The sequence below is a fragment of the Brevundimonas sp. genome (assembly GCF_036402095.1).
Taxonomy (GTDB): Bacteria; Pseudomonadota; Alphaproteobacteria; order Caulobacterales; family Caulobacteraceae; genus Brevundimonas.
The window spans coordinates 1-10,057 of record NZ_DASWTO010000065.1; the positions used below are offsets into that span (position 1 = coordinate 1).

General features: G+C 69.6%; 10 protein-coding genes. 3 read left to right on the forward strand and 7 right to left on the reverse strand.

Annotated elements, in window-relative coordinates:
• Both VGD32_RS05575 and VGD32_RS05580 read left to right on the forward strand, forming a co-directional pair.
• Positions 1-532 (forward strand): glycoside hydrolase domain-containing protein (locus VGD32_RS05575; RefSeq protein ID WP_331030914.1); only part of this gene is annotated, 532 nt, incomplete at its 5' end.
• Positions 529-1,314 (forward strand): potassium channel family protein, encoded by a 786-nt coding sequence (locus VGD32_RS05580; protein WP_331030915.1) that lies wholly within the window; start codon positions 529-531, stop codon positions 1,312-1,314. The genes VGD32_RS05575 and VGD32_RS05580, both read left to right, overlap by 4 nt.
• Here the strand turns inward: VGD32_RS05580 and VGD32_RS05585 are convergent.
• The 5 genes from VGD32_RS05585 to VGD32_RS05605 form a co-directional block, all read right to left on the reverse strand.
• Positions 1,297-2,598, reverse strand: coding sequence for a glycoside hydrolase family 47 protein (locus VGD32_RS05585; RefSeq protein ID WP_331030916.1), 1,302 nt, complete (start codon positions 2,596-2,598; stop codon positions 1,297-1,299). The genes VGD32_RS05580 and VGD32_RS05585 overlap by 18 nt on opposite strands.
• 164 nt (positions 2,599-2,762) lie before the next feature.
• Positions 2,763-3,530, reverse strand: a complete 768-nt coding sequence (locus VGD32_RS05590; protein ID WP_331030917.1) for a peptidase — start codon at positions 3,528-3,530, stop codon at positions 2,763-2,765.
• A gap of 73 nt (positions 3,531-3,603) precedes the next feature.
• The gene (locus VGD32_RS05595; RefSeq protein WP_331030918.1) at positions 3,604-4,428 is read right to left on the reverse strand and encodes a transglutaminase family protein; all 825 of its coding nucleotides are present in this window, start codon (positions 4,426-4,428) and stop codon (positions 3,604-3,606) included.
• Positions 4,429-4,431: 3 nt separating this feature from the next.
• On the reverse strand, positions 4,432-5,364 hold the full coding sequence (locus tag VGD32_RS05600) for an alpha-E domain-containing protein (RefSeq protein WP_331030919.1): 933 nt from the start codon (positions 5,362-5,364) through the stop codon (positions 4,432-4,434).
• A gap of 183 nt (positions 5,365-5,547) precedes the next feature.
• A complete protein-coding gene (locus VGD32_RS05605; RefSeq protein WP_331030920.1) occupies positions 5,548-6,975 on the reverse strand; it encodes a circularly permuted type 2 ATP-grasp protein in 1,428 nt (475 codons plus the stop codon).
• Between the two features lie 169 nt (positions 6,976-7,144).
• Between VGD32_RS05605 and VGD32_RS05610 the strand changes: the two genes are divergently transcribed.
• Positions 7,145-7,945, forward strand: coding sequence for a hypothetical protein (locus tag VGD32_RS05610; RefSeq protein WP_331030921.1), 801 nt, complete (start codon positions 7,145-7,147; stop codon positions 7,943-7,945).
• Positions 7,946-7,995: 50 nt separating this feature from the next.
• Here VGD32_RS05610 and VGD32_RS05615 read toward each other — a convergent pair whose 3' ends face one another.
• Positions 7,996-8,643, reverse strand: coding sequence for a hypothetical protein (locus tag VGD32_RS05615; protein ID WP_331030922.1), 648 nt, complete (start codon positions 8,641-8,643; stop codon positions 7,996-7,998).
• A 173-nt stretch (positions 8,644-8,816) separates the two neighbouring features.
• A partial coding sequence (locus VGD32_RS05620; RefSeq protein ID WP_331030923.1) for a tyrosinase family protein occupies positions 8,817-10,057 on the reverse strand: 1,241 nt, incomplete at its 5' end.

Sequence of the window (10,057 nt, forward strand, 5' to 3'; positions counted from 1 at the left end):
CCTCGACTATTCCCACGCCGAGGATATCGCCGGCCTGATCGGCCAGTACATCCACGGCAACGAACCCAGCCACCACTCGGCCTACGCCTATGTCTTCGCCGGGGCCCCGTGGCGGACCCAGGCGCGGCTGAAGCAGATCATGGACAGCCAGTACCGCGCCGCGCCCGACGGCCTCAGCGGCAACGACGACGTCGGCCAGATGTCGGCCTGGCTGATGTTCACCGCCATGGGCTTCTATCCGGTCACGCCGGGCTCGGGTCAGTACGTCATCGGCCGGCCGTTCACCGACCGGACCGTGCTCAATCTCGCCAACGGCCGCCGCTTCACCATCGCCACCGAGGGCCTGTCCGACGACCACCCCTACATCCAGTCCGTCACCCTGAACAGCCGTCCGCTGGACCGGACGTGGATCGGGCATGACGAGATCATGGCCGGCGGCGAGTTGCGCTTCGTGATGGGGGCGGAGCCGAACAGGGCTTGGGGCGCGGAGGCGGAGGCGCGGCCGTATTCGATGAGCGAGTACACCCGGTGAGTCGAGGCGCCGCGCGCGGAGGACGGCTCCGGCGTCGGACGTTCGAGGCGCTCGAGCCCTGTGCCCGGCCGCAAGGCCTGTCCTCCGTTAATCGGGTTATCGTTGCTCTTATTCTGGTCGCGGGCGCCTGTGCGGTTCTGGAAACCGAGCCCTTGCTGGACCGGTTCAGCAGCACTTTCATCACCATCGAATTGGGGCTCGGCGTAGCGTTCGCGATCGAGTATCTCGCGCGGCTCTGGGTCGCGCCGGAAGCCGACCCGACCCGAAGCGCCTGGCGTCAACGCCTGCGGTTTGCCCTCTCTCCCGCAAGCTTGACGGACCTTCTGGCGATTGTCGCGTCCTTGTCCTTTGTCGGTGGGTCGAGTGCACTCCTGCTCCGCCTTGTCCGGCTGGCGCGGCTTGTAAGGTTGGCCAAGCTCGGGCGTATGTCCCGCGCACTGGATCACATGATCGAAGCGGTGTCGTCGAGACGGGATGAACTGTTGCTGAGCCTGCTCGGCGGGCTGATTTTGTTGGTGATTGCGGCGACAGGCCTCTACCTCGTGGAAGGGCACGTTCAACCTGAAAAGTTCGGCAGCATCCCACGCGCGCTGTGGTGGGCAGTCGCGACGATGACGACCGTGGGTTATGGCGATGTCTACCCCGTAACCGTGCTTGGCAAGCTGTTCGCTTCGGCGATCGCAATTGTAAGCATTGGACTGGTCGCCATGCCGACCGGCATCCTCGCCGCCGCCTTCAGCGACGCCATGGAGCGACGCCGGCGGTCAGCGTCGGACCGCTGAAGGGCTCGAACCCCTGTTCCCCACGAACCCCCTCAGCACATTCGCCTCCGTGCTCAGCACCATCCGGTCCAGGTCCACCCGCTTCGGCTCGGCGAACATCAGGAAGTAGTATTTCATCTGCTCGGACCACCAGTAGCCGGGGCAGTTGTCGCCGTGGGTCATCGGCCGGGTGGTGATGTCGGCCAGCGAGGTGTAGCCCCAGGCCGCCTTCGAGGTGGCCTTCATGTTGCGGTAGTGGATCGCGGTCAGCGCCCGATAGCGCTCGTCGCGGTCGCCCAGCCACAGGTTCAGGCAGGCGTCGGCGAACTCCGGACGCAGGCCGGTGCGCTTGCCGCGCGCCGTCCCCGTCGTCACGTCGATCGATTCCGGAATGATCGTGTAGCGCGCCTGCATCGCCTCATAGCTGGCGAGGAAGTCGTCGCCCTCGGCCTTGAACCCCGCCTGGCCCAGCAGCCCGGCCAGATAGCCGCCCAGCACCGTCTGCGACGTCCCGGTGACCGCGCCGGTCTCGTAATCGACCATCGGGAACCACAGCCGGCCGTCGTAGCGCCGGCCCTGATGCGCGACCATGGCCGCCAGGCATTCCTCGGCCCAGCCCTTCATCTCGGCGTCGCCGAACAGTTCCCAGCTGTCCCACAGGTATTCGTAGAAACTGTCCGCATAGACGTCGATCGAGGCGTTGCGACTGATGAACTCGCCCGTCTCCGCATGGATGTTGGCCGCCATCAGGCCGATGTCCGAGCGCCGGTCCAGCGCGTGCTTCATCGCCCGCCTGGCCGCCGCATAGTAGCGGCCGTCCCCCGTCAGCTGGCCCAGCACCCCGAACTCGGTCGCATAGGTGCCGATCTCGGCGAGATTGGTCTCCGGATCGCGCACGGCCCCCGTCCTCAGGTTCACATAGCGGTACGGCAGGCCGTGGGGCGAGGCGTCGAACGCCTTCAACAGCCTGTCGGCCAGATCACGCGCCTTGCCGAGCAGAACCGGATCGCCGCAGGCCAGGTGCGCCGACAGCAGGCCGCCGACCAGCCGGATATTGGTCTCGAACACCTGGGAATAGCCGTCGATGTCGAAGTCGAGGCTGGATTTGACCCAGTCCACCCCCTGCCGGAACTCGTCGTCCAGCTCCATGATCCAGAGCGTGTCCAGCGCCTCGACCAGCGACAGGCCGAGGTCATGACCCTCGATGAAGAACGACTGCGCCGTCCCGCTGACCGGATTGATCTCGTCCTTGCCCCACGCCCGGTCGACGTAGTGGTCCCAGGCCCATTTGAACTCGGCCTTCACGTCGGCCCCGAGCGCCGTCCAGTCTTCTGAGCGCGCGGCGGCGGGCAGGCCCGCAGGCCGGCGAGAACGGATCCGCCCATCAGGGCGAGGGCGTGGCGGCGGTGCGGGGTCGATCGGATCATGCGTCACCGTATCCCGATGACGTCCCGCTGCAACCGCTCAGCTCAGCCCCGGCTGGCCGCCAGTCTCGGCTCGCTGCCCATCCACGGCGGCTCCGGCATGGCGCGCCGCGCCGCGGCCTGGGCGCGCGTCCACTGTTCGTGCAGGTCGGTGAAATAGGCGTCGTCCTGCTCCAGCCGGCGCACGTCGCCGCTCAGGAATCCGCGCCGCAGGGTCAGCATGTCGAACGGCGCCCCCACCGCCACGTTCGAACGCATCGTGGTCGAGAACGAGATCAGCCCCAGCTTGACCGCCTCGGCCAGCGGCGCGTCGTACGCCAGCCCGCTCTCGAGGATCGGCTTGCCGTATTTCAGCTCGCCGATCTGCAGATAGGGCGTATCGCGCCCGCACTCGATGAAATTGCCTTGGCTGTAGATCAGGTACAGCCCCATCTCGCCGCCGGCGATCTGGCCGCCCAGCAGCATGCTGGCCGAGGTGTTGAGGCTGTCCGCCTGCATGGCCGGGGCGATCGACAGCCGCGTCTCGCGCAGGGCGTGGCCCAGCAGCTGGGCGCAGCGGAACAGCGTCGGCGCCGTCTCCAGCGTCTCGGAGGGCTCGCCGACCTTCAGGTGCACCCCCTCGCGGGCCATGGCCAGGGCGGTCTGGGTCACCGACAGATTGCCGGCCGTGCAGACGCCCAGCACCCGCTCCCCGGGCCGGTCGATGACGTGCAGCTTGCGATAGGACGAGATGTTGTCGACCCCCGCGTTGGTCCGGGTGTCGGCGATCATCGCCAACCCCTCCTCGACCAGCATGCCCACGCAGTAGGTCATGCGACGCCTCGACTCAGGCCTGCATCCGTCATCCGCCGACGGTAACAGATTCCCCCGCTCGTCGATCCCGCCCTTATGCCTGCTGCTGGCTCTGTTGCATGTCGGCATCACGCACGGTCAGCCTGACCGCCAGCCGTTCGCCGCCGCCGCCGTAGCTGGCCCCCCGCACCGGCGCGGCGCCGAGATAGTCGAGCCCCGTCGCCACCCGGACGTAGCGGTCGGTCGGGCAGACGCCGTTGGCCGGATCGAAGCCGACCCAGCCCAGGTCATCGACCCAGGCCTCGGCCCAGGCGTGCGCCGCCTCCTGGTCGTGGGTGTCCTGACGCAGCAGATGGCCCGAGACATAACGCGCCGGCACGCCCATCTGCCGGGCGCAGGCGATGAAGACATGGGCGTGGTCCTGACAGACGCCGCGCCCCAGGGCCAGCACCTCGGCGGCGGTGTGGGTCGGCGTCGTCACCCCGACCTCGAAGGCGACCGAGCCGTGGATCGCCGCCATCAGCCGGTGCATCCGGTCCAGCGGCGGATGCGCCGAAAATTCCGAGGCGAACACCGAGATCAGCTTGTCCCGCCGCGTCAGGGCGGTGTCGCGCAGGAACACCAGCGGCGACAGCGTCTCCTGGTCCGGCGGCACGACCCCGGCGGTGTCGCTGGTCAGCACCTCGCCCGACACCCGCACCGTCAGGCTCGGCGTCGGCTGTTCGGTGTAGAGGGTGTGCACGACATTGCCGAAGGCGTCCTCCGAGCGGTGCAGGCGGGCGTCGACGTCGGTCTCCACCTGCCAGTGCCGCACCTGCTGCGCTTCGCTGGAGCGCGGGGTCAGCCGCAGGGTCTGGATGATGAAGCGCGCGGCCCGGTCGTAGGCATAGGTCGTGGCGTGGTCGATCTGGATGCGCACGCGTCAGCTCAGGTACTGGTCATGGATGGCCTGCCCCAGCCGGGCGTTCTCGGCGAGGAAGGCCTGGATGTATTCGTGCAGGCCGGACTGGAAGATGGCCTCGATGCGCGAATTGTCGAACGATCGCATCCGGTCCGCCGCCAGCCGCTGCGCCGGTCCGCGCCGCCCGTAGTCGTTGGCCAGCCGTTCCAGATAGCGCACGATCGAGGCCTGGCAGCTGGCCAGGGAACGCGGCATCTGCCGGTTCAGCACCAGCAGATCGGCCACCAGCCACGGCTTGACGCTGTCCCGGTAGACCCAGCGATAGGCCGTCAGCGCCGACACCTCCCGCAGCAGCGTGGTCCACTGGAAATAGTCCAGCTGCCCGCCGACCCGCTCGCCCTCCGGCAGCAGCAGATGGTATTTCACATCCAGCAGCCGCGCCGTGTTGTCGGCCCGTTCGATGGCCGCGCCGAGGCGCAGGAAATAATAGCCGTCGTTCCGCAGCATGGTCCGCGAGGTCGCGCCCTCGACGGCCAGCGTCATCGCCTTCACCCACTCCAGGAAGCGCGTGAAGTCGTCGCGCCGGGTCGGCTGGCCCTGCTCCGCCAGACCGTTCCACGCCCCGTTGATGGCTTCCCACAGTTCGATGGTCAGGGCGGTGCGCACCGACCGGGCGTTGGTCCGCGCCCGGGTGATGCAGGCGGCGATCGACGACGGGTTCTCCGGCGAGAAGGCGAGGTACTCCCGCACCGACTTCTCCGTCGGCGACCGGCCCAGCGCCTTGGGCGCGCCGGCGCTGGCCAGGGCGCTGGCCCAGACCGTCCCGGCGTCGCCGTCGCCGCGCGTGGGAATGGCGGCCAGGCGGATCGTCGCCTCGAGGATCCGCGCGAGGAAGTCCGCCCGCTCGATATAGCGGCCGGTCCAGTACAGGCTGTCTGCGGTTCGGCTCAGCATGGAAGACCCGCCTCCCTTCTCCCCTCGGCGGAGAAGGTGGCTCGCCCAGCGAGACGGATGAGGGGGCCGCCCGCTTCGGTCTGGATTTTGGGAGAGTCTGCGAACCGGCGCAGCCCCCTCATCCGGCCGGCTCCGCCGCCCACGTTCTCCCCCGGGCGGAGAAGGACTGTTCTGCGCGTACCCTCAAACATCCAGCACCCAGGTGTCCTTGGTTCCGCCGCCCTGGCTGGAGTTGACCACCAGCGAGCCCGGCTTCAGCGCCACCCGCGTCAGCCCGCCGGGCGCCACCTTCACCCCCTCGTGGCTCGACAGAACGAACGGCCGCAGGTCGACGTGCCGGGGGGCCAGCTCGCCGGCCTTGTCCAGCGTCGGCGCTGTCGACAGCTGCAGTGTCGGCTGGGCGATGAAGTCGTCGGGATCGTTGATCAGCCGCTTGCGGAACGCCTCGATCTCCGTCTTCGACGCCGCCGGCCCGACCAGCATGCCGTAGCCGCCCGAGCCGCCGACCTCCTTGACCACCAGGTCGCCCAGATTGGCCAGCACGTGCTTCAGCGCCTCCGGCTCGCGGCACCGCCATGTCGGCACGTTCTTCAGGATCGGCGCCTCGCCGGTGAAGAAGCGGATGATCTCCGGCATGTAGGTGTAGACCGCCTTGTCGTCGGCCACGCCGGTGCCGACCGCATTGGCCAGGGTCACCGTCCCCTCCTGATAGGCCGTCATCAGCCCGGGCACGCCCAGCGCCGAGTCCGGCCGGAACGTCAGGGGATCGAGGAAGTCGTCGTCGATCCGGCGATAGACCACGTCGACCTGCTGGCGTCCCTGCGTCGTGCGCATGAACACCTTGCCGTCGTCGACGAACAGATCCCGCCCCTCGACCAGATCGACCCCCAGCTTGTCGGCCAGGAAGCTGTGTTCGTAATAGGCCGAGTTGAACGGTCCGGGGGTCAGCACGACGATGACCGGATCGCTCCCCGCCGCCTCCGGCGCGCACGCCCGCAGCGACGCCAGCAGCATGTCGGCGTAGGTCTCGACCGGCCGAACCGGATAGTCGGCGAACAGGTCCGGGAACAGCCGCATCATCATCTCGCGGTTCTCCAGCATGTAGGAGACCCCTGACGGCGTGCGGCAATTGTCCTCCAGCACGTAGAAGCCGTCCTCGCCCGTGCGCACCAGATCCACCCCGGCGATCTGCACCCACACCCCGCGCGGCGGGCGGCGGCCCTGCATCTCCGGCGCATAATGCGGATTGGTCAGCACCAGTTCGGCCGGCAGCACTCCGGCCTTGAGACACTCCTGCGGTCCGTAGATGTCCGCGAGGAACAGGTTGATGGCGTTGACCCGCTGGACCAGCCCCGCTTCCAGCCCGGCCCATTCCGCGGCCCCGATGATGCGCGGCACGACGTCGAACGGAATCAGCCGTTCGCTGGACTCGGCGTCGCCATAGACGGCGAAGGTGATGCCCATGCGGCGGAAGAACAGCTCGGCCTGGCGCGAGCGCGATTGCAGCAGGCCGTCGGGCGCGTCGGCGATCCAGCGCGCCAGCCCCCGGTAGCTCTCCCGGACGTCCGCCCCATAGGCGGCCGCGTCTCCTGACATCTCGTCGAAGGCCATGCCGCTCCCGCTGCAGGTGAACCACAAGCGTGGCCCTATAAGTTACGCGCGCGCAACAGGATTGTTGCACCGCCGCGAGCGTCTCTGACACCTTCGTGAGCGCGGCGGTCGGCCGGAACATCCCCGGTCAGGCCCGGTTTTGCAGTCCCATCCAACGGAGTGCAGGACCATGCAGAATCCCTTCCGTCACGAAGAACACCGAGGGCGACCCGATCACGACGACCGCATGTCGCAGGGCGGCGACGGGCGCGGCCAGCGGCCCGAGGAATATCGCACCTGGGGCGGCGGCGACGGTGGCCGCGTGGCCGAGGCCTTCCGCGGCCAGGGCCACGACCAGCAGCGCGAACACTCCGGCGCCTCGGGCTGGGGCTACGGCCAGAACCAGCCGAGCCAGTATGGCCAGGGCATGTCGACCCCCTACACAGGCGACCGCGGCCCCGGAGGCCCCTACGGCCCGGGCGGCTATCAGTCGGGGCCACAGGCCTATGGCGCGGGGCCGCAGTTCGGCCAGGACACCGGCGTGACGCGCAACCCGTCCTACGGCCAGCCCGGCTATGGTCCGTCCTCCTACGCCTCGCCGATGGATCAGGGCTACGGCGCCCCCAGCTACGGCGGCCAGAACTACGGCGCCCAGACCTATGGCGGCCAGACCTATGGCGGCCAGGGTTTCCCCAGCCACGCCTACGCCCCGGGCTCCCAGATCTGGGAAGGCTCCGGCCGCGGCATGGGCGGCCAGAGCCACCAGCACCACGAGTTCGAGCCGGACTATCTGCACTGGCGCGAGCAGCAGCTGTCGGCCTTTGACAAGGACTACAGCGACTGGCGCAACGAACGCCGCCAGAAATTCTCGGCCGACTTCGACACCTGGCGTCAGAACCGCCCGCGCGTCCAGGCCGAGAACCCCATCGTCGGCGACATCTCCGACGGCGGTGACGGCCGCGGCGGCGAACAGGCGGCCCGCAAGCGCTAGGCGCCTGTCCATGTAGCGAAAGGGCCCGGCGGCGACCGCCGGGCCCTTTTTCACGTCCGCTCCCGCGCCCCGGTCATCGCATAGCAGCTGGCCCGTGTCGGCCTCTGTCCCAGCGGATCGCCGTACGCCGCCCGGATCGAGCAGACGTCCGCCGGGCTCAGCTGGCCCTTCCAGCGCTCCGGGTTGCAGTAGTTCATGATCGAGGCGGCGTCGTAATAGGTCTCGTCGGCCACCTCCGGCTCCGGCGTGCTCATCCGCGCCACGCAGTCCGGCGCGCGGGGGCTCACGTGGTCGTGCGAGAAGCCCAGCGCGTGCCCCAGCTCGTGCAGGGCGTCGGCGTAGAAACAGCCCTCCCGCCCGACGCTCCCGCGCCGCCCGCAGATGCGGTTGGTGACCAGGTATTCGGCGTTCAGCGTGATCGTCCCGCCGCGCACCAGATTGACCCCCAGATGGCTGGCCGAGGCGAACAGCTCCGGATCGTGGTCGATGCGGATCGGGATGCGCCGGCCCGGCCCTGACGTGGGGCTGCCGGCGCAGTCCGCGCGGATGTCGAACTCGACCCTGGCCACGGCCTCCCAGGCCGCCGCCGCGTCCATCACCTTCGCCCGCGCCCAGCCGTCCGCTTCGGCCGGCGCCTGGAAGCACATCGGCACGACCCCGTCCGGCCACATGTCGGCCTCGGCCGGCGGCGGCGCCATCGGCGGAGGCGGCGGCGGCGGCGGTGGAGGGGGCGGAGGTGGAGGGGGTGGCGGCGGCGCATAGACCGGCGGCGGCTCCTGCCGGAATAACGCGCACCCCGCCAGCGGCGCGGCGGCCAACCCCGCCAGCATCAACAGCAGAACGACCCTGAACCGGTTCATGCCCCGTCCCTTCATGCCCAGCGCGTGTCCGTCAGCGTCAGCGTCAGCTCGATCCACGCCGCCCGCGCCCCGGGCCGCCCCGCCGCCGGGTCCAGGTCCTCGGCGAACACCGTCACCGTCGCCGGCCCGTCGCCGGCGGCCAACAGGTTCAGCACCTCCTCGCCGAACCGGAACGGCAGCACATACGGCCCGCGATGGCCGTGATGCCCGCCCGGCTCCGGCAGGTGCACGAAGGTCGGCGACGAGCCCAGCGCGCGCTCGCGCCCGCCGCTCGTCATGCGGATCTCCAGCGACCGGTCCTCCAGCGCCGCCTCGCGCGCATAGGCCACCGCCCCCTCGCCCGAGATCATCAGGGTGTCGTCGGCCTCGCGCATCCGCGCCACCGCCGCCTCCGGCAGCGTCAGGCTGACCCGGTCGGCCCCCGACGCCGCCTCCGCCCGCACCGTCCAGCTCTGCCCGCCGGTCGGAACCCGCCGGGTCACGCCGGGCGGCCCCGGCTCGGGCACGCTGAACACCGGGAAGGGATACAGCCGGTCGTAGTCGTAGCCCAGCGGCCGCGTCTCCAGGCTCGCGCCCACCGCCAGGTCTCCCACCGGCCGCCCCTCGACATCGACGAAGCCGGTCACCGTCCGCGCCGTCCAGTCAGCCGGATACAGGTCCCGCCCCCGGGCCCCGTGCCAGGTCGCCCACACCCGGTCGACATTACTGTGGTGCAGCCAGAACATCGGGTCCACGGCCGAGGTCCGCGGGTGCTTCATCGCTCCGCCGATCAGCTGGTGGATGTGGTTGTGGCCGTAGCCCTCGACCATCCCCGCCCCTTCCGGCAGCTTGCCGCAGAAGGTCGGGAAGTCGTCGGACGCCAGCTTCGCCGTATAGGGCGACTCCGCCCACCGCGCCGCCGCGAAGTCCAGCTCATCGACGCCCCTCGCCCGGTTGCGCTCGTACAGGGGCGACTCCCGGTCGCAGACCCACGCGGGCAGGAACCGGTGCTCCTGCCAGTCCCAGTAGGGCATGGCGAAGGCGTCGTGCCCGGTCAGCCGCGCCACGATCCGCTCCATGTGGACCACCTGCTGCCGGTGCCACGGCAGGAACAGGCCGTTGTTGTGCTGGGAATCGCGGTGGTGGATCTGGCTCTGTCGCGCCCACGACAGGCCGTCGTTGCGCCGCTTCATCAGCCGCACCGCCTCGCCGAACGCGACCACGTCGTCGCTGGTCGCGGTCAGCTCGCCCGCGCCCTTGCGGATGCGCACCG

Bases quoted from the DNA above. Each gene is read 5' to 3' on its own strand.
- VGD32_RS05615 (WP_331030922.1), bottom strand. From the start codon at position 8,643: ATGGCGCCGCCGCCGGCCGAGGCCGACATGTGGCCGGACGGGGTCGTG.
- VGD32_RS05600 (WP_331030919.1), bottom strand. From the start codon at position 5,364: ATGCTGAGCCGAACCGCAGACAGCCTGTACTGGACCGGCCGCTATATC.
- VGD32_RS05605 (WP_331030920.1), bottom strand. From the start codon at position 6,975: ATGGCCTTCGACGAGATGTCAGGAGACGCGGCCGCCTATGGGGCGGAC.
- VGD32_RS05590 (WP_331030917.1), bottom strand. From the start codon at position 3,530: ATGACCTACTGCGTGGGCATGCTGGTCGAGGAGGGGTTGGCGATGATC.
- VGD32_RS05610 (WP_331030921.1), top strand. From the start codon at position 7,145: ATGCAGAATCCCTTCCGTCACGAAGAACACCGAGGGCGACCCGATCAC.